22 protein-coding genes are annotated in these 17,387 nt (G+C 67.7%); 9 read left to right on the plus strand and 13 right to left on the minus strand.

The features are described from left to right. Window positions 1–203 precede the first annotated feature (203 nt). From GR130_RS08010 to GR130_RS08070, 13 genes are all read right to left on the minus strand, one after another. Window positions 204–545 carry a glutamate ligase domain-containing protein gene (locus tag GR130_RS08010; protein ID WP_159504061.1) on the minus strand — a complete coding sequence of 114 codons (342 nt, stop codon included), beginning with the start codon at window positions 543–545 and terminating at the stop codon, window positions 204–206. Then, window positions 545–1,069, minus strand: coding sequence for a C39 family peptidase (locus tag GR130_RS08015; protein WP_159504062.1), 525 nt, complete (start codon window positions 1,067–1,069; stop codon window positions 545–547). The genes GR130_RS08010 and GR130_RS08015 overlap by 1 nt, the downstream gene beginning before the upstream one ends. A 37-nt stretch (window positions 1,070–1,106) precedes the next feature. Continuing rightward, window positions 1,107–2,198 (minus strand): D-alanine--D-alanine ligase family protein, encoded by a 1,092-nt coding sequence (locus tag GR130_RS08020; protein ID WP_159504063.1) that lies wholly within the window; start codon window positions 2,196–2,198, stop codon window positions 1,107–1,109. Then, complete coding sequence (dapF, locus tag GR130_RS08025) at window positions 2,195–2,995, minus strand: diaminopimelate epimerase (RefSeq protein WP_159504064.1); 801 nt, start codon at window positions 2,993–2,995, stop codon at window positions 2,195–2,197. Before dapF ends, GR130_RS08020 begins: the two co-directional genes overlap by 4 nt. A gap of 390 nt (window positions 2,996–3,385) precedes the next feature. Further along, window positions 3,386–3,850, minus strand: coding sequence for an NUDIX domain-containing protein (locus GR130_RS08030; protein WP_236572932.1), 465 nt, complete (start codon window positions 3,848–3,850; stop codon window positions 3,386–3,388). Window positions 3,851–3,924: 74 nt separating this feature from the next. Next, window positions 3,925–4,311 (minus strand): hypothetical protein, encoded by a 387-nt coding sequence (locus tag GR130_RS08035; protein ID WP_236572934.1) that lies wholly within the window; start codon window positions 4,309–4,311, stop codon window positions 3,925–3,927. A gap of 95 nt (window positions 4,312–4,406) precedes the next feature. After that, window positions 4,407–5,252, minus strand: coding sequence for a helix-turn-helix domain-containing protein (locus GR130_RS08040; RefSeq protein ID WP_159504067.1), 846 nt, complete (start codon window positions 5,250–5,252; stop codon window positions 4,407–4,409). Between the two features lie 27 nt (window positions 5,253–5,279). Then, window positions 5,280–5,792, minus strand: coding sequence for a DUF6879 family protein (locus GR130_RS08045; protein WP_201304831.1), 513 nt, complete (start codon window positions 5,790–5,792; stop codon window positions 5,280–5,282). Further along, entirely contained in the window at window positions 5,770–6,000 is a 231-nt protein-coding gene (locus GR130_RS08050) for a hypothetical protein (RefSeq protein WP_159504068.1), read from the minus strand. The genes GR130_RS08045 and GR130_RS08050 overlap by 23 nt, the downstream gene beginning before the upstream one ends. Before the next feature lie 349 nt (window positions 6,001–6,349). Further along, window positions 6,350–7,546: an amidohydrolase family protein gene (locus tag GR130_RS08055; protein WP_159504069.1), complete on the minus strand. Its 1,197-nt coding sequence runs from the start codon at window positions 7,544–7,546 to the stop codon at window positions 6,350–6,352. Continuing rightward, on the minus strand, window positions 7,543–8,667 hold the full coding sequence (locus GR130_RS08060; protein ID WP_159504070.1) for an MAB_1171c family putative transporter: 1,125 nt from the start codon (window positions 8,665–8,667) through the stop codon (window positions 7,543–7,545). The genes GR130_RS08055 and GR130_RS08060 overlap by 4 nt, the downstream gene beginning before the upstream one ends. An 8-nt stretch (window positions 8,668–8,675) precedes the next feature. Continuing rightward, entirely contained in the window at window positions 8,676–9,047 is a 372-nt protein-coding gene (locus GR130_RS08065; protein WP_236572935.1) for a hypothetical protein, read from the minus strand. Between the two features lie 214 nt (window positions 9,048–9,261). Next, on the minus strand, window positions 9,262–9,717 hold the full coding sequence (locus GR130_RS08070; protein WP_159504072.1) for a helix-turn-helix domain-containing protein: 456 nt from the start codon (window positions 9,715–9,717) through the stop codon (window positions 9,262–9,264). A 552-nt stretch (window positions 9,718–10,269) separates the two neighbouring features. On the opposite strand from GR130_RS08070, the gene GR130_RS08075 reads away from it, so the two are divergent. The 9 genes from GR130_RS08075 to GR130_RS08115 all read left to right on the plus strand — a co-directional run bounded on the left by GR130_RS08075 (window position 10,270) and on the right by GR130_RS08115 (window position 17,295). After that, window positions 10,270–10,596, plus strand: a complete 327-nt coding sequence (locus GR130_RS08075) for a transcriptional regulator (protein ID WP_159504073.1) — start codon at window positions 10,270–10,272, stop codon at window positions 10,594–10,596. Window position 10,597: 1 nt separating this feature from the next. Continuing rightward, window positions 10,598–11,617 carry a hypothetical protein gene (locus GR130_RS08080; RefSeq protein ID WP_159509821.1) on the plus strand — a complete coding sequence of 340 codons (1,020 nt, stop codon included), beginning with the start codon at window positions 10,598–10,600 and terminating at the stop codon, window positions 11,615–11,617. After that, window positions 11,617–12,324, plus strand: a complete 708-nt coding sequence (locus GR130_RS08085; RefSeq protein ID WP_159504074.1) for an ATP-binding protein — start codon at window positions 11,617–11,619, stop codon at window positions 12,322–12,324. Before GR130_RS08080 ends, GR130_RS08085 begins: the two co-directional genes overlap by 1 nt. Before the next feature lie 116 nt (window positions 12,325–12,440). Beyond that, window positions 12,441–13,007 (plus strand): WhiB family transcriptional regulator, encoded by a 567-nt coding sequence (locus GR130_RS08090; protein WP_159504075.1) that lies wholly within the window; start codon window positions 12,441–12,443, stop codon window positions 13,005–13,007. Next, window positions 13,004–14,041 (plus strand): DUF2637 domain-containing protein, encoded by a 1,038-nt coding sequence (locus tag GR130_RS08095; protein WP_159504076.1) that lies wholly within the window; start codon window positions 13,004–13,006, stop codon window positions 14,039–14,041. The genes GR130_RS08090 and GR130_RS08095 overlap by 4 nt, the downstream gene beginning before the upstream one ends. Before the next feature lie 102 nt (window positions 14,042–14,143). Further along, on the plus strand, window positions 14,144–14,368 hold the full coding sequence (locus GR130_RS08100; protein WP_067357825.1) for a hypothetical protein: 225 nt from the start codon (window positions 14,144–14,146) through the stop codon (window positions 14,366–14,368). Next, on the plus strand, window positions 14,365–15,021 hold the full coding sequence (locus tag GR130_RS08105) for a MobC family plasmid mobilization relaxosome protein (protein ID WP_159504077.1): 657 nt from the start codon (window positions 14,365–14,367) through the stop codon (window positions 15,019–15,021). The genes GR130_RS08100 and GR130_RS08105 overlap by 4 nt, the downstream gene beginning before the upstream one ends. Next, a complete protein-coding gene (locus GR130_RS08110; protein ID WP_159504078.1) occupies window positions 15,021–16,787 on the plus strand; it encodes a relaxase/mobilization nuclease domain-containing protein in 1,767 nt (588 codons plus the stop codon). The genes GR130_RS08105 and GR130_RS08110 overlap by 1 nt, the downstream gene beginning before the upstream one ends. A 106-nt stretch (window positions 16,788–16,893) precedes the next feature. Then, window positions 16,894–17,295, plus strand: coding sequence for a hypothetical protein (locus GR130_RS08115; RefSeq protein WP_159504079.1), 402 nt, complete (start codon window positions 16,894–16,896; stop codon window positions 17,293–17,295). Window positions 17,296–17,387 lie beyond the last annotated feature (92 nt).

Below are 17,387 nucleotides of genomic sequence, written 5' to 3' on the forward strand. Positions count from 1 at the left end.
AACCCGGCGTACAGGCCGACTCGTCCGCCCCCACCTGGGACTTCACCTCGGAAAGGGCCTCTGACCTGCGTCGGAGGCTCTTTCCGGCCTTTCACGCGCTTGCAGCTTTGGGCAGCCGAAAGTCCCTCGAAAGTCCCTCTGACAGAGCTGAAAGTCCCTGAAAAGTCCCAGAGGTGGGCAGCTATCGGAGGCGCCTGAGCAGCTCACAAGCCGGTAACGGGCTGACCGGTAAGTCTTTGGGCCACCTGCCAGAGCTGACCTCCTCTTGACGCCTTAACGAGGACAGCATCACCAGGCTTGAGGATGCCTTCGAGGAAGTTGGCGGCGGTCTCGTTGTTCGCGACGAACGCGATGTCCGGCACGCCCGCCGCTCCTGCTGCGAGAGCGAGCTGCTTCGCGTTGTCGCCGCCGACCGCCACAACGAGGTCGACGCCCACCTCGGCTGCGAAGCGTCCAATCTCGCGGTGGGCCTCGACTGCCTCGTCACCCAGCTCCAGCATCTCGCCGAGTACGGCGATCCTCCGGCCGCCTTCGGCCTCGGTCATCAAGACTCTCCGTTGTTCTTCAGGGGCTCGAAGGTGATTGCGCGGCCCGTGTAGGAAGGGGATAGGCGGCTGAGGGGTAGGCGATCGTGCGTCTGGCCCCAGGCTGACGGGTCTCGGAAGAGGATCGTCGGGTCGGGGCCGTCCTCGTAGCCGCGAAGGATGACGAGGTGGCCGCCTGTGCGGCCGTCGTCGGGGAACTGCTCGGTCACGGACACGATGAGCGGGGCGTCGTCGAGTCGCATAGGCAGGTCTTCGACCGGGACGGGCTCTGCGGTCGAGGGGACTCCGAGGTCGGTCGCCAGGCTCGCGATCCCCGCGTGAAGCGCTCCACGCGGGGTCAGGACCTCGTGCTTGACCGCGAGTTTCAGCAGTTCCGTGACCGTGGGTGCTTCGTGCCCGTAGGCGAGGAGGATCATTCTCAGCGACGCCAGGCCGCACGCCCGGTTCGACCATTCGGTCCTGTTCCCGAGTGCCCATCCGCCGTGTAGTTCCCATTCGGCGGGGGCGATGAGCTGACGGCACATGGGGACATCGTGGACGCGCGGCACAGCGGCAGGGCTCCTACGGCGAGACGGCAGCCTCCCGAGTCGGTGTGACGCTGGAGAACGCGGGAGTGGGCAGGGGGACATCGTACGGCGGGCGGGTCAGCGCCTCGTGCAGCATTGCCAGCACGACATCCGTGTGCGTGAGTCCGACCATCGCAGCACCGACCACGAAGTTGCTGTCGCGGGACATGCCCGGCGTGCTGTTGACCTCCAGCGCATAGGGTTCGCCGTCTTCGGTGAGAACGAAGTCGACGCGTGCTGAGCCGCGCAGCCCGAGTCCGTTCCATAGCGTCCTGGCGTGTTCGTTGACCTTGTCCAGCACCTCGGGCGGTAGCTCTGCGGCCCGTACGGCTACGGTGCCTCTGGAGTCCACGTCGAGCTTTGTGTCGGCGTCGTAGAAGTCCGCCTCGGTGGCTTCGGTGGTCAGCGGAGGGAAGACGACGACCGCACCTCCGGGCAGCTCCAGCAGCCCCACGGTCAGCGGCACGCCGGTCAGGTAGTCCTCGACCAGTACGGCGTCGCCCTCTTCGCCGGCAGCGTCCGAAAGCGCCCGGGGAAGGTCCGCCTGATCGCGGATCAGGCTCATGCCTACGCTGGAGCCGCCGAAGGGCGGCTTGACCATGACGGGTCGTCCGTTCCAGTTGAACGCGTCGCCGAACCACACCCACCATCCGGGTGTGGGGACGCCTAGGCTCAGCATCACGCGCTTGCAGAGGATTTTGTCGGCGGCCACTGCGGACGCCCCGACTCCGCTGCCGCAGTACGGCACGCGTAGGTAGTCGAGCAGACCCTGTAAACGCCCGTCCTCCCCGTACGGGCCGTGGAGGTTCGACAGGACCACGTCGTACGTCGCCAGCTCCATGATGAAGTCGGGCTCACACGGGTTCAGCACCTTCCAGCGGGCTCCGATGTCGTCCAGGGCCTCGGACAGTGCGGTCACGGAGCGCTGGGCCACAGGGCACTTCGAGTGGTAGAGCCGGTCCTCGGCCGATACCGGCCCGTAGACCAGGGCGACGCCGAGCCCCTGCCGGTCGTGCTGCCATTCACGAAGGGTTTCGGCGGCCTTCCGAACTGCGAGATCCGAAGCGGAGTTGAGGAAGAGAGTCATGCAAGCACCCCTTCAAAGGTGTTGGTGACCGGGCCCCCGACCCACTGAGTCCGCTGGGGCCGGTTGCTGTGTGGCCGGACCGTGAGCGGCTCCCCGGCGCGGTTGTGGACGGTGACGGTGCGCGGGGCCACGAGTCCGCGCATGGTGGCGATGACGACGGCTGCGACGGCCCCGCTCCCGCACGACAGGGTTTCCGCCTCGACGCCGCGCTCGTAGGTGCGGATCTTGAGCGTTTGACTGCCGCCGGTTTGGACGAAGTTGACGTTCGTCCCCAGAGGGGCAAGGTCGGCATGGTGGCGGACAAGGCGCCCGACCATCACCGTGTCGATGGCGTCCACGTCGTCCACGATGGCAACGATGTGTTCGGTGCCGGTGTGGGCGCTGTCGAACCAGGTCGGCTTGCCGTTGATGATGGTCTGCACCCGCCGGGGGTGGATCGCGCCGACTTCGGCTGTGACCCACACAGAGCCGTCCTTGACGATCGCCTCGTGCATCACCCCCGCCATGCGAAGGCTCATCTCGCGAAAGCCGTGGTCGCGGTGGGCGGCCCAGGCGGTACACCGGAGGGCATTGCCGCACATCGTGGCGATCGAGCCGTCGGCGTTGAAGCACGCGGCTTCGAGGACGGCGGGGGTTTTGCTGATCAGGCTGCTGATGACAAGGCCGTCCGCGCCGACGCCGGTTCGTCTGGCACAGAGGCGTTCTGCCTCCTTTGGCCAGTCCCTGTCACTGCCGGGTTCGAGGTCGGAGAGCAGGACGAAGTCGTTCCCTGCGCCGTGAATCTTGCGGAAGCGCATGGCAAAGCTCCTCGCGTGATGAGAGGACAACGGGGGTAAGACGCCTTATCAGCGGTCGGGATCAGTGGACTTCGATCGGCCGATACGTGGTCGTTGTTTCCTTCACGACCCACGGGTGGTGCCCGGCGAAGATGAGCACGCGGTGTCCCGCGGTGCTGGCGGACCTTATATCTCGGACTCGCAAGTACGTGCCGCCGAGGAATATGAAGTCTCCGACGCGCACATCGTTCGGCAGCCGGGTAGTGGCCACAGCCCCAACAGGCAGAGGAGGAAGGGGGACCGGTTCCTTGACCTTGCGCTCGTACATTCAGCCTTTCCAGGCGCCAAGCAGAGTCGCACCGACGAGCGCGACGAGGCTTGGGACGTGGGCGAGTTGTTGGCTTTGCGGGCTCATGAGCCGCAGAACAGTTGGCTGCGAAGACGTTCACGGACCGAGGTGATACCAATCTCGGAGAGAGGCATCCAGGCCGCTGTGCCCATCTCGATCATCGAGGGGAAGACGGCGCCTGAGTGAGCCCGGAACAGGTACCTGAAGCCGATGCGGAGGCGGGGGCCGTACCCGTGGTTTCCTGCGCGGGTCACGTCGATCAGGAACGGGCCCTCGCTGCCAGGTTCCGTCCACACGTCGCGGATGCCGACCTCCTCGGCCAACAGGCGCAGAGCCGCCCCGCTGAGCGAGTCGTCCTGGTCCTCCGGCTCCGCCTCGGCGAGGGCGAAGGCCCCTTCATGCCGAATGCACAGCACGCGATTGCACTCGTCCACGACGACCGCGCCCGTCGTCACGAGGGGGCAGCGCTGGCTGTGGGTGCAGGCTCCGCGCTGCGCGTGGTCGCGGGCGGCGTCGTACACCGGCATCAACGCCATCCTCTCGTCAGGGTGGTCGTAGATGTACCCGGACAGTTCCCGGATGATCCGGTCCTCCCTGACGCTCACGGGGCACCGAGCCCGTTACGTTCGGTGTAGATCCACAGGAGCCGCCGCGTAAGAAGGGCGATGTCCCGGAGGTAGAGGAACACGCCGAAGGAGGGCGTTCTCCCCGTCGGCCGGTTCTTGTCGTCGATCAGGGTGTAGCCCTTGCGGACGAGCCCTCGTACTTCCTGGTCCTCGTCCACCCCCAGATCTTCGCAGAGCAGTAGGTTCAGGTGCCCGACGATCGTCGGCACGACGCCGTCCATGTCCTTGCGGGTCGAGGTGCCCATTTTCATGGCGAGGACGGACTCGGTGCGCGAGGAGATCGCCTCTACGTCGATGGGGAGGTCTTCGACCGCAATGCCCTCGGTCGTCCCCAACGTCTTGCCGGTAGTTGCCACAGTCATCACTGCCCCCTCCGGAGCACGCTTCCAGCCGTGCCAATAAAACTAGGAAGGGGAGTAGATGGGGCTCCACGAGTGTGCCGGAACTTGCCCGACGTTCACCCTAGAGATTCGATGGCTGTGGTGATGAGTTCACGCGCAGCGGAGCCGTAGACGGCAAGTTCGGCCAGCTCGGTGAACGTCTTGGCATACATGGCAAGTTCGTGCTTCTGGACGACGGTGAGATGAGCCGATATGAGTTCGACGTTCACCAACTCGTCGTCGTACAGGAAGAAGCCCTCGACGGGCCAGAGGCCCGAACGGTCGGCGTCCTGGGGAATGATGCCGATGCTCACCGATGGCAGCGCCATGACGCTGAGGAGATAGCCGAGTTGGCCCGCCATCACGTCCGTGCCGCCGATGCGGTACCGCAGCACGCTCTCTTCCAGGAGGATGGCGAACTTGTGGTTGCCGTAGACGACCTGCTGCTTCTCCACGCGCACCTTGACGGCCGCCGGCACGTCGTCGATGAGTCCTCGGCGGTCACGAATGGAGGTCAGAAGTGCGGTGATGTATGAGGCCGTTTGCACGGGGCCGGGAATGAGCCATGGTGAGTAAATGCGAAAGCGCTGGGTTCGCTCCCAAAGCGGGAGCACTGACTCCTGCGCCCACTTGAGCCCGTGGCGCTCCATCTTGCGCCACTCGACATACATGCCCTCAATTCCGCGGGCTGTCGAGATGAGATCCTCTGTCTCACCTTCCGCGCCGCATGCGGAACACCATTCGCGAAGGTCGCGCTCCGAGGGCGAACGGGCGCCGCTCTCGAAGCGCGAAGCCTTCGACTCGTGCCAGCCCAGATGGTGGGCCAGCGCTCGCTTGGTGAGTCCGGCTGATTGCCGGATCTCGGCGAGGCGTTGTCCGAGCGCCTTGCGGGCTTCCTGGACGCTCGAAGATGGCGATGTCATGTCGTTGCGACGATGCTGTTCGGACTATTAGGCCAGCTCGAACCCTGCGTGTGGCGTTGCCCGTTTCCACACGGCCTCGAAGGCCGATTCGCAGAGCTTCGCCACCTCCGGGTCTTCCGTGAGTTCGACCTCCATGTTCTCGCCCTCGCCGTCAAAGTGGTTGACGAGGACGAGGCTGGAGTCGAACAGCCAGAAGTCGTTGCCCGGAAGGGCGAGGTCGGTTGCTTTGCGCCGCGAGAGCCACCGCACGCTTTCGCCGGCAGCGATGTTCAGTCCGTCCGTTACGTCGTACTCGAACCGGATGTACTCGCTGACCGGCGTCGAAACGACGCGGGCACGTCTGACCTCGACGCCTCGCGAGGTCGCCTCCGTGACGATGGCGTGCCAGTCGGCCCAGCGCTCGGCGGGGTCGAGGACCTTATCGGCCTTCCAGTCGATGAAGGCCGGGTCCGACTTCATGTAGGCGTCGCGCATCTCCAGATGGACCGCAGTCCTCTGGCAGTCGCGGAACAGCTCCTCAAACGTCGGGGTCCTCGTCACCCTTCTTCACCTCCAAGAAGAACTGCACCATGCGCCGGGGGATCTCCACCACCGACTCGTGGCCGGGGATGTCCATCTGCCCGAGTCGCTCGGCGTCTTCCACCTTCCACCCCTGTACGAGGTAGTTGTCCGTCTCCTCGTCGAGGTAGACGGTGGGGGAGCCGCCGCTAGGGCTCTCGGGGTCCTTACCGAGCTTGATCAGGGCCATGATGACCTCCTCGGGTGCCGGTATCGCATGCTGTGCCAGAGCTTGCCCGCGAGCGTGCGGCGGAGCGAGGAACTTGCCGAAACTTGCCACAGGCGCGGAAGTTGACCTTACGTCGAGCAAGTCACGGAGACCAGCAGTGGAGCGCCTCGTCGCTGCTATGAAGGCACTACCGAAGGCCAAGTCCGCCTGACCTTCCCCGGGCGCAATGACAGCGGATCTGGGGCTGACGAGGCTTCCACGAAGGCGGCGTGGCCTTGCGTGCCGTGCCGCCTTCGCGTGCAGGGAAACCGCTGGCAATCATCCGCAACACCTTCCGCGAACTGGTCTTCGGATGGGCCATCGGTCTACCTCATCGTTCAGCTGTGAAGGGACGTCCGGCGGCTAGGACAAGTCGCACGCGCCTGAGGGCGTCAAGCTCGTCGAGGGGGTTGCCGTCCACTATGAGGATGTCCGCGCGGTATCCCTGGGCCAGCTGTCCGGTCTCAGATCCGATGCCCAGCGCGTGGGCCGCGTTGATGGTGGCCATGTCGATGATCTTCGCGAGGGGGATCCCCAGGTACTGGTAGAACTCCAAGCTGTTGACGATCTTGTCGAAGACCGCTCGCGTCACCCCGGCGTCGGTTCCGGCGATCATCGGCACGTCCAACTCTGCCATCCAGCGCATCGACGCGAAGAGTTCCTCGGCGCGCTCATGGCCCACCCGTTCGGCGAACGCGCGCCAGTTGGGGCTGGTGGCCGTGCAGATGTGGATCCCAGCGGCCTTGATCTTGGCGACGAGATCCTCACGGAGGTCGAATCCGCCGTCCTCGGCCATCCAGGTGCAGTGCTCAATCGTGTTCACGCCTGCGGCCACGGCCGCCTGAATGCCCTCGGTGCCGTGTGCATGGACGGCAACGGGTAGGCCGGCGCGCTGGGCTTCCTCGACCACGATACGGAGGTCGCCCTCGTCGAACTGGGACTGCCAGATTGCGGGTCCGCCTCGGGTGAGTCCGCCGCCGGTGGCCATGATCTTGATGACGTCGGCTCCAGCCCGCACGTTGCGTCGCACCATGTCACGGATGGCGTCTGCGCCCTCGACCTCGCCGCCGAAGAACCAGCAGTGGCCCCCGGGCGAGGTCAACGGTGTTGTGGCGGCCAGGATCCGTGGCCCAGGCCGGGCTCCTTCGGTGATCGCGTCGCGAAGGCGTACGGCCAGTCCGTTCCGGTCACCCAGGTCGCGCACTGTGGTCACACCGCTGCCGAGCAGTTGACGGGCTCGGTCGGCCATGCCAGCCATCAGCGTCTCGTCATCGCTGCCTTGCAGGGCAGCCACCACGTCCGAACTCGCGTCGAAGGCGAGATGGACGTGGGAGTCGATGAGCCCCGGCAGCACCGTGGCGTTCGGGAAGGACTTCGTCGACAGTCCTTCGGTTGCCAGCGCCGCGAGCGTCTTGCGCGGGCCGACAGCGGCGATGGTGCTTCCGCGTACGAGCACGGCACCGTCCTCGACACATTCGCCGCCAGGTCCGGTGAGTACCCGACCGGCCGTGATCAGTAGGTCCGTCATGAAGCCATTCCTATTCCACGTGTCACGAGTGCGTCGGAGAGGGCCACTAGCTGTCGCGCGTCGGCGTCGAGGCTGTCCTCGCCCGGCAGGGCTACGGCAATGGCGTGGGTTGGCGCAGGCTCGCCTGCCGCTTGGGATCGCAGTGCCAGCCGCAGGTGGCCGGCCAGGACCTCGGGTGTGGCTCCGTCCTGCACGTCCTGCTGGGCCAGGTAGGGGCTGACCCTGACCAGGCCGTCCCGGCATTCGATGACTCGCCGGTAGTAGCGGCGGTGCACTCCGCGTACTGTCAGGTCTTCGCGCCACGTGCCGGCGGGCTCACGGTGCAGAGCGTCCTCCGGGAACGCTTCGTGCAGCAACTGCCACAGCGGGCGAAGGCGCTGGTAGGTCCGGCGATGCTGGCGCCAGATCCGGAATCCCGCCAGACGCAGCATGACACCGGGATAGCTCAGGCCGACGACAAAGGCCGGCACCGCGAGCGCGAACAACAGCGCCACGCTCTGGTTCAGCCCTGCGGGGACGGCGCTACCGTGCCAGCAGATCAGGTCCATCGCAATGCGGAGAGCGTTGGCCGCCGCCATGCTGACCAACGAACTCGCGGTCAGCCACAAGCCGATGGTCGCGGGCTTCTGCGACATCCGGGCGTAGCGGCCGGTCCACCAGGCAGTGGTCGCAAGCGCGTAGACCAGGTAGAGCTGGGCGGCGATGAAGAACACCGCGACCTGTGGGGTGTGAAGATCGGCAGTGCCATAGGGACGACCACGCACTCCGGCTGATGTGGCGAGAGTCGCCAGCGTGATGACGATCACCGTCATCGCCAGCGGCACCGCTTCAAGGCGGGCTCGCCGACTTGCTCGTTGACGATCGGTCGCGGAGTGAAGGTAGAAGGCGAGCAGCCAGTAGACGGCGCCGAGGAGCAGCACGTTCGACGCCAGGCTGGCTGCGCCGGTGCCCGCTAGGGCGTTGAGGGCATGGTTCTCAGCCTGCAGCCCGGTGGAGAACGAGCCAGCCGTGCAAAGGAGGCAGAAGGTGACCGCGCGCAGGGCGCGGTCCTGGGGAGCCTGGAAGAGTTGGTAGACCTTCCAGAGCACAGCGAGGAGAAGGAGCACGGCGGTCAGGTACATCGCGGAGTTCACAGCCACCCCCGCCGGTCGCCGAGGGCCGTCTGAACGCGGTGCACCGACGGATCGCTTGCCTGACGGGGAGTCACGCGGTCCAGGACGGATGCCCACTCCAGGATGATCGTGGCTACCAGTTCTGCCTGGCGCTCGTGCGCCTCGTCGTACGAGGTACGCCGCAGTGCGCGGGTGACCATGCCCGGCGAGAGCTCGGGCATGGCTGTCTGCAGGAATTCGTCGCCGGTGTCGACACCCTGGTGATCAGCCAGGATGTGGCCGACCTCGTGCAGGATTATGTGGTCCTGGTGGGTCTTGCTCGTCTCCTGTTGGTACAGGATGTAGTCGGCTGAATCCGTTGCGATCCATACCCCGAAGGGGCCAGGCATCGGAAGTGGATGGGCTACCAGTCGGATGGGGCGTCCTCGACGCTCTCCAAGCTGCTGGCAGAGTACTTCCACTCGCAGTGGTGGCCGCACGTCCAAGGCCCGCAGTTCCCGCTTACAGCGGCGTCGAAGCTCTCGCTCCTTCAAGATCTCTCCTGCACAGATGCGGCACGATCCTCCCCCTTCCCTGCCTGCCAATGGTTAATTTCGGTATTGATCAATCGTTCGTGGGGTGGCGCCGCTCTGCCTGCTCCAGCTGGTAGACCACATCCAGGAGATCCATCACCTGTCTGCGACGTTCCGGCGAGAGCTCGCCGGCACGCATCGCCATCAGCTTCACATCGCCAGTGCCGATGGCTTCGCTCACGCGGACCTGCTGCGCCTGCAGCGCCTCCAGCTTCCCCTCGACTTTGCTGGCCACCCCATCGTCGACGAAGTAGGCAACGGGAACGCCGAAGAAGTCAGCCAGCGCCTGCAGGTGACTGATCGTCGGGTTGTCCTTTTTGCCCTTGCGTAGCTGCCAGATATAGCTCTGGGAGATGGTGGTGACACCGCTCTTCCCGATGGCGGCGGCTACATGCTCGTTGCTGTACTCCTGCCCGCCGGGCAGCCTGATGGTGTCGAACAGATGGTTGATCTTCTCCGCCAGGTTGCGGGGCCTCTGCTCGCTCAAGCGTCCTCCTTTCTGGTTGATGGACCCGGCCACTCTACATGAGTGAAAGCACCCCGCGGCGCGGCATTCACGACAGTGGACGTGGTGCTACGCTGCCTCGCGGACTTCCACTGGCGTGAGAAGCCGTCGCGGCAAACTCATTCACGTCAGTGGATAGTGCTGGTGCCCGTGGGGCTGACAGGACCCTGGCATCAGTACGTCCCTGTCGGACTGCAAGGGGCCGCAGCAACTGGGTCCGACTGCCAGAAGGCGGGATCCAGTCAGGAGAGAAATGCCTGGTGGGACGGGGTGGAGCACCGCTGGACTGATGCCGCCGCGTGCTCATATGGTGCTGCTCCCGCAGAGGGCGGGAGCCAACCGGTGAAGGGGGACTCATGACGTACAAGCCGCCGTGACCGCCGAACCGGGGCGGAAATGAGACCGGCGCCCTGGAGCTACCAACTCCTGGACGCCGGACCAGCACCCCGAAGGGCACCGATTCACATCTCGCGGGCGGCGGGGCTTTTGCACGAGAACCGCCGCATCGCGCTCCTACAAGCAACGGAGTATCGCATGCTTGCCATGCCGAGCGGAACCCTGGCCTGCCTGGACACCGACCGCCAGCACCGTCTCGCCGCCCAGCTCGCCGACATGATCCCTGGCGCGGCCACTATCCTCGTCAGCCTGAACGACCCGACGCAGGCGTGGCCCTACCCGCACGCCATCGTCAAGGACGAGGCCGGGGACACGATCGAGCTGAACCGGACGACAGCCAGGGTCGCGGCCCGGTGGATCCTGCGGGTCTGGCCAGAGGTGGACTGGACCCGGCCCCACACCTTCGACCTCGTCGCCGCGACCCTCACCCGCAGTGACCTCGCCGCTGCGGTTCGGGGCCGCTGACATGGCGCGGATCCGGACCATCAAGCCGGAGGCATTCTTCTCTGAGTCGCTCGCCGAGGTGAGCGTCGAGGCGGAGCGGACCTTCTTCGGCCTCCTCACCCAGGCCGACGACCACGGCCGCCACCGTGACAACGCCGCGATCATCGCGGGACTACTCTGGCCCTTGCGGGCCGAGCACACCTCGGTCCACGTCGAGGACGACCTCCAGCAGCTCGCCAACGCCGGCCTGATCTGCCGGTACACCGGCTGCGATGGCCGCCGCTACCTCCACATCGTGACCTGGTTCGAGCATCAGAAGATCGACAAGCGGAGCCAGTCCCGCCTGCCCTCCTGTCCGCAGCACCACGCGGCGGACAGGTGCGGCACCTGCAAGGGCACCTGCACCAAGCGCACCGAGGAGCCGCCCACCCCTACCCGAGGGCTCGCCGACACCTCGCCGAACACTCCCGGAGCCCTCGATCAGCCCGCGCTGCCCGCCCCGAAGCTTCCCGCACCCCGGAGCGATATCCCCGCCACCCAGCAGGACGACCTCGTCGGAGTCGCCGACACCCCTGATCGCAACAGTAGGGAAACCGCAGCTCAGACGGCATTCCCCGAGGGCTCCCCGAACACTCCCCGAACCTTCGGAGAGGGCTCGGCGCCTGGATCTAGGATCTTGGATCCTGGATCTTCTTTCCCTACGGGGCGCACAGCGCCCGACGCGGGCATCTCGGCCAAGGAGTTGATCGGCGAGTACATCGCCTCGTGCGGCCAGCGCCCGCCCGAGGACGTGATCGGCCACGTCGGACGCATTACCAAGAAGCTCCTCGGTGAGGGCATCGCCCCGGAGCACGTCCGCGCCGGGCTGCGGCGTTTTACCGAGATCCAGGGTCACCCCTCCCGGCTGCCGAGCCTGGTCAACGACTCGATGAACGCACCGGCCGCCGGTTTGGCGCGGCCGGGAATCCGGCCTAACGTGCCCGCTCACCAGGCGTGGACCAACCCGGTCGACGCTGCCGCCGCCTACGCCGAGGAGCTGTGATGCGCACCCGTACCCGCGACCCGCAGATCCTCGGCAGTGCGGGCCCCCTGGACCGGATGGCTCGGATCCTGGCCGCCCGCAACATCGATCCAGTCACCGTCGCTGCGCTGGCCGACGAGCCCGAGCCCTTCTCCCCGCTGGACGCCCTGTCGGCCGGGATGCCCCCGCGCTACCAGGGCGCGGTGGCCGACCACCCGCAGGTCCTGGCCTGGGCCCGGGACGTCGCCCAGCAGGCCGTCGCCCCCAGCCTGGGAGCCCGGCGACAGGTCACCACGGGCCCGAGCCTGCTGATGGCCGGGGTGGTCGGCGCGGGCAAAACCCACCAGGCGTACGGCGCGGTCCGACGGCTGGCGGAGAGCGGCGTCGGCGTGCGCTGGCGCGCGACCACTGCCGCCGACCTGTACGCGGATCTCCGCCCCCGGCCCGGGGTGGACAGCGAGCGGGAGCTGGCGGCCGTCAGCCGGTGCCCGCTGCTGATCATTGACGACCTCGGTGCGGCCAAGGCATCCGAGTGGGTCGAGGAAGTGACGTACCGGCTGATCAACCGCCGGTACAACCACATGCTCCCAACCCTCGTCACCACCAACCTGGCGATCAAAGACCTCCGGGCCTACCTCGGCGACCGCGTCACCAGCAGGCTCGCGCAGATGACCACCCGGGTCGAGTTCGAGCCGGTCGACCGCAGACGCCACCGCACCGCCGCCTGACCTACCGCAGGCAGCCACGCCGGGCCGTGCCCCCAGAGCGCCGCCCCACGCACTCCCGACCCAGCGCACCCCTCCGCCGACGCCCCTGCGCGCGGAGAGCGATCGGAGCAACCCGCATGACCACCACGACGATCAGCCCTGCCCGCCACCGGTCGCTCGGCGACCACACCTGGCAGGACCAGGCCGTCTGCCAGAGCACCGAGTACAACCCGGTGGACCCCGAAATCTTCTTCCCCGAGCCCGACGAGACCGCCAAGATCACCGCCGCCACGTCGCTCTGCGGCCAGTGCCCGGTCCGCCGCACCTGCCTGGACGCCGCCCTCGAAGGCGGCGACACCTACGGCATCCGGGGCGGGATGACCGAGGAGGAGCGCGAGCCGCTGCACGAGGAGCTCGCCAACCGCCTTGACTACAGCCGCGTCAACGCCACCGTTGCCGGGCGCGACGTTCACCTCACCAAGTCCGAGCGTCGCGCGGTCGTCCACGCCGCCTACCGCCACGGCCTCAGCGAACAGCGCCTGGCCTGGCTCCTGAAGATCAGCGAGGAGCACGCCCAGAAGAAGTACCGCGAGATCCGCCGCGCCATCCGCAACCGAGACCTGAAGCAGACCACGAAGAACACCCCGCCCCCCGGGACCGACGGCAAGCGCCTGGGCCGCGACGACTTCGGGACGGCGGCGTGAACATCGCGAGCGCGCCGAAGGCGGCGCACATCACCAGCTGGGACCGCGCGGTCGTCATCGCCCTCGGCGGTGCGGGATGCGCCCTGTCCTACGACGCCCTGCAGCAGATGGCCGTCGCCATCCACGTCCGCGGTTTCCTGACCTACCTCTTCCCCCTGGTGATCGACGGGTTCATCGCCTACGGCATACGGGCCCTGCTGGTGCTCCGCGATGCGCCACTGCGCGCCAGGCTCTACCTCTGGACGCTCTTCGGCACGGCCACTGCCGCCAGCATCTGGGCCAACGCGCTGCACGCGGTCAGGCTCAACGGGGAGAACGCCTCAGCCACCGGGCTGCGGCTCGGAGACACTGTGGTCGCCGTGCTGTCCACCATCGCCCCGCTCGCCCTCGCCGGAGCGGTTCACCTGTACATCCTCATCGCCCGGGGGCCGGTCAAGGACAGTGACCGAAGTGACCGCGACGACCTCGGTCAAGCCGGTCACTCCGGGCAGCCCGAGCGCATCCCGGTCACTCGGACTGACCGAGCCGGTCAGTCCCAGCCCCAGCCCGGTCAGGTCAGCGCCGGACAGTCGGTCAACGCTCTGACCGACCGGCCCCGACTGTCTCTGGACAAGCGTCACCCGGACACCCGGACACTGACTGGGGACAGCACCCCGGTGGACACCACCCGCCCGGACACCGGTCACCACGACGGGGAGCCCAAGGCCGCTGACTTGGCCGGACAGTCGGACACCCTCCCTGCGGTGGGTGACCGACCGGCCGGCACCGAGCCCGTCGCCGGTCACCCGGACAGCGTCCCGCCGGTCACTGCCTCGGACACCCGGACGACTGGTGACCGGCGACGTGACCCGGACACCGAGGAGCTGTTGGAGATCGCCCGGTCAGCGGTCAGGGCCGAGGACAAGCTGACCCGCAAGGTGGTGGCCCAGGCGATCCGAGGTCAGCAGATCCCGCTGTCCAGCGACACGCTGACCGCCCTGATGGTCCAGCTCCGCGAGCAGCACGGACAGTCGGTCACCTCCTCCCGGAACTGACCGGACACCGCGGGGCGGGTGACCGAGCCGGACACCTCGGCCGGTCACCCGCCCCCGGACACGCGCCTCACAACCTCCCGAAGCGAACCGGAGAGCACCGCCATGCGCACGAACCCCGCCACACCGGCCGAGGTGGACTCCTGGCTGACTGTCCTGCACCAGCGCGGCCACCTCCACCGCGCCCAATCCGGCCCCAACAACACCTGGACCGTGCAACGACGCCGCCACAGCCGCCCCTGGACCCTGCACCACCCGGTTCTGGCCATGGACTGGATCGAGGAAGTCGTCCGCGACATCCACCAGCAGGACGCGGAGACGAGGCGGTGAACGCCAACGACCCGGAGGTCACCTCGCCCGGACCGCAGCGTGACCCCAAGACGGCTCCTGGCGGAGCAAGTTGTCGCGTACGACGGTCCTACGGCCCGTCGTACGCACTTGCCCCCGCCCAGGGGGTCGGGGGAAGTCCGGCTGGTCCCCGAGCGAGGGCGCACGAGGACCAGCCGGACTCCCGGCACCAGGGGGCGCCGATCGCAGGGGGAGAAGCAGACCGCCGCGAGCAGCCGAGCCCGAGCACGCCTCCCTTTCCCAACCGCAAACCGCGCCGCCGCAGCCGCAACCCGAGCGAGCGCACCCGCAAGACGACCACCCGCCTCTCCGACACCGAGAACGCCGAGATCGTCACCGCCGCCGCACAGCGCGGCGTCACCGTCGCCCGATTCCTCGCTGCCGCCGGCCTCGCCGCCGCCCGCGGTTCCACCAACTTGCACACCAACGAACAACTCGACACCGCCATCGACGAGATGGCCGCCCTGCGCACCGCCCTCTCCCGAATCGGCAACAACATCAACCAGATCGCCTACGTCTACAACGCCGGAGGACAGCCCCGTCCCGGCGAACTCGACCACGCCCTCACGACCCTGACGCGACTCCTGGCCCGCATCGACGACACGGCCGACCACCTGGTGAAGAAGCGGCTCTGATGGTCCCCAAGATCCGACGCGGCTCACGCACCCACGGACTTCTCGTCTACCTGTACGGCCCAGGCAAACGCGACGAACACATCGACGCACACCTCGTTGGAAGTTGGGACGGCTTCGCCCCCGACCCTGGACGCGACACCAGCCCCGACCCCGACCCCAAGGTCACCCTCGCCCGTCTCGCCGCCGCGTTGGACCTGCGCGTCAAGCAGGCCGGCACCAAGGCACCGGCCCAGCACGTCTGGCACTGCTCGGTCCGCACCGACCCCGGCGACCGGACCCTGACCGACGCCGAATGGAACACCGTCGCCCGACGCCTGGTCCAAACAGTCAACCTCGCCCCCGAAGGCGACCCTGACGGTTGCCGATGGGTCGCAGTGCGGCACGCGGACGACCACATCCACATCGTGGCCACCATGATCCGAGGCGACCTGCGCCGTCCCAGGATGAACTACGACTTCAAGAAGGCGCAGGCCGAATGCCGCCGCATCGAAAAGGAGTGGGGGCTGCGCCAGCTCAAGCCCGGCGACGGCACCGGAGCCAAGACACCCACCAGCGCCGAGCGCTTCAAGGCCGAGCGAACCGGCCGCCCCGAGGCCCCACGAGAGACGCTTCGCGAAGCCGTCCGCCAAGCCCTTGCCGGAGCCGCCAACGAAGAGGAGTTCTTCACCCGGCTGCGCGAGGCGGGCCTACGCGTGAAGATCCGAAACGCTCCGTCCGGTGACGCCCTCGGCTACAACGTCGCAATCCCCGGGGACCGCAACCGCGACCGCGAGCCCATCTGGTTTGCGGGCTCCACCCTGGCCCCGGACCTCTCACTCCCCAAGATCCGCCGCCTGGCCGACGGCACCCTCGATCAGACGGCGCCCTCGTCCGCCTCCGGCGGCCGACCGGAATGGTCCCCGCCTGCCCGAGAACGACGCAACGCCACCGGCATCGCCGAGCGCGCCGCTACCCTGCTCGACAGCGGCGACGACGAAGCCGCCGCTCAACTCGTAGGGGTCGGAGAACTCCTGGACGCGGTCGCACAGACCTCCCCGGCCGCCACCCGCGCCGAGCTGGCTGCCGCCGCCCGCGCCTTTGAGCGTGCCACTCGCAGCCACGTCCGAGCGGAGCGTGCCGACACCCGGGCGGTCCGATCGGCGGCCAGGGGCATCATCCAGGCCGGCAGCGCCTTCGGCCGTGGCGAGGACGGCGGCACCACCGCCATGCTCGTCTCCACCCTGGTCCTCGTCGCCCTGGCCGCCGCCCGCTGGCACTCCGCCCGTGGCCATGCCCAGCAGGCCCATGCCTCCCGACAGACAGCCGAGCATCTGCGAGCCGCCTACCGCCAGGCCGCCGCCACGCCCATGCAGGCGCTGCGCGACCAAGGCCGCGCCCTTCCCGAAGCCGAACGACGAACCCACGAGGCCACCATCCGCGCAGCCCTGCCCGAACAGGGGCTGCAAGCAGACAACTCGTCGACGAAGACCCATGCCCTGACCGCCACCCTTGCCCAGGCCGAGAAAGCAGGCCATGACCCCAAGGCCCTTCTGCAGCAAGCCATCGACATGCGCGAACTCGACACCGCCGAGGACGTGAACGACGTCCTGGTCTGGCGGCTACGCCGTCTCGCCCAGCTTCCCGCTCACCCGGGCGTGACTCGCCGCCCGCAGGCCGGCACCAGCCAGCCCAAGTCCGCGGCCAAGCGCACCAGCAACCGGACGGCACCCACGGCAGCAGCTCGACCCGCTGCCTTCGACCCGCGTCACCGCACACCGCGCCGCTGACCGGCGTCCGGCAGGCCGCCCAACTGCCCCGCCGGACTCAGCCAAACCCCTGGACACCGGAGACACCGGCTGTTACGGATGGAAACAGAAGGACCTCGACCGGGAGATGACGCCCGTGCTCAGAACCACCGACCGCCCCGCAGAGCCGACCGTGCTGCCCGCCCTCCCCACCGGTACCCATCCGCTGCTGCAACTCGAATACGAGACGCAGCCACCCAGCGGCCCTGGCACGACGCGCTGCCTCAGCCACCCGCGCGAGCTGGCCCTCCGCGGGATCCCGGTGATGTGCACGGCCTGCCGTGCACGGCGCGACTGGCTGCTCACCAACCACGGCCGCAACGTCTGGATCGTCTGCCGTTGCAGCAATCAGTGGCTCGAACCCGAAATCAGTCGGGCCGACTTCAATGCCCTGATCGCCATCCCGGACGCGACGACGTACTCCAGTGTCGAGCAGGGGCTCACCGCGCTCGGCTTCGATGGGGCCTTCGCCGGCATCTACCTGGACTAACAGTCGGATTGCTCCCGTCGCAGCTGCCCGGGCCGGGTGTGTCTCAAAGATCGTGTAAGTCCGTGATGTGACAGGCTGGCCGGGGCCCTGAC

It is taken from the genome of Streptomyces sp. GS7, from assembly GCF_009834125.1.
In the GTDB taxonomy this organism is placed as follows: domain Bacteria; phylum Actinomycetota; class Actinomycetes; order Streptomycetales; family Streptomycetaceae; genus Streptomyces.

Excerpts from the sequence above, each read along its gene's own strand:
- GR130_RS08010 (WP_159504061.1), bottom strand. The coding sequence starts at position 545 with ATGACCGAGGCCGAAGGCGGCCGGAGGATCGCCGTACTCGGCGAGATG.
- GR130_RS08015 (WP_159504062.1), bottom strand. The coding sequence starts at position 1,069 with ATGTGCCGTCAGCTCATCGCCCCCGCCGAATGGGAACTACACGGCGGA.
- GR130_RS08020 (WP_159504063.1), bottom strand. The coding sequence starts at position 2,198 with ATGACTCTCTTCCTCAACTCCGCTTCGGATCTCGCAGTTCGGAAGGCC.
- dapF (WP_159504064.1), bottom strand. The coding sequence starts at position 2,995 with ATGCGCTTCCGCAAGATTCACGGCGCAGGGAACGACTTCGTCCTGCTC.
- GR130_RS08030 (WP_236572932.1), bottom strand. The coding sequence starts at position 3,850 with ATGCCGGTGTACGACGCCGCCCGCGACCACGCGCAGCGCGGAGCCTGC.
- GR130_RS08035 (WP_236572934.1), bottom strand. The coding sequence starts at position 4,311 with ATGACTGTGGCAACTACCGGCAAGACGTTGGGGACGACCGAGGGCATT.
- GR130_RS08040 (WP_159504067.1), bottom strand. The coding sequence starts at position 5,252 with ATGACATCGCCATCTTCGAGCGTCCAGGAAGCCCGCAAGGCGCTCGGA.
- GR130_RS08050 (WP_159504068.1), bottom strand. The coding sequence starts at position 6,000 with ATGGCCCTGATCAAGCTCGGTAAGGACCCCGAGAGCCCTAGCGGCGGC.
- GR130_RS08055 (WP_159504069.1), bottom strand. The coding sequence starts at position 7,546 with ATGACGGACCTACTGATCACGGCCGGTCGGGTACTCACCGGACCTGGC.
- GR130_RS08060 (WP_159504070.1), bottom strand. The coding sequence starts at position 8,667 with ATGTACCTGACCGCCGTGCTCCTTCTCCTCGCTGTGCTCTGGAAGGTC.
- GR130_RS08065 (WP_236572935.1), bottom strand. The coding sequence starts at position 9,047 with ATGCCTGGCCCCTTCGGGGTATGGATCGCAACGGATTCAGCCGACTAC.
- GR130_RS08075 (WP_159504073.1), top strand. The coding sequence starts at position 10,270 with ATGCTTGCCATGCCGAGCGGAACCCTGGCCTGCCTGGACACCGACCGC.
- GR130_RS08080 (WP_159509821.1), top strand. The coding sequence starts at position 10,598 with ATGGCGCGGATCCGGACCATCAAGCCGGAGGCATTCTTCTCTGAGTCG.
- GR130_RS08085 (WP_159504074.1), top strand. The coding sequence starts at position 11,617 with ATGCGCACCCGTACCCGCGACCCGCAGATCCTCGGCAGTGCGGGCCCC.
- GR130_RS08090 (WP_159504075.1), top strand. The coding sequence starts at position 12,441 with ATGACCACCACGACGATCAGCCCTGCCCGCCACCGGTCGCTCGGCGAC.
- GR130_RS08100 (WP_067357825.1), top strand. The coding sequence starts at position 14,144 with ATGCGCACGAACCCCGCCACACCGGCCGAGGTGGACTCCTGGCTGACT.
- GR130_RS08110 (WP_159504078.1), top strand. The coding sequence starts at position 15,021 with ATGGTCCCCAAGATCCGACGCGGCTCACGCACCCACGGACTTCTCGTC.
- GR130_RS08115 (WP_159504079.1), top strand. The coding sequence starts at position 16,894 with ATGACGCCCGTGCTCAGAACCACCGACCGCCCCGCAGAGCCGACCGTG.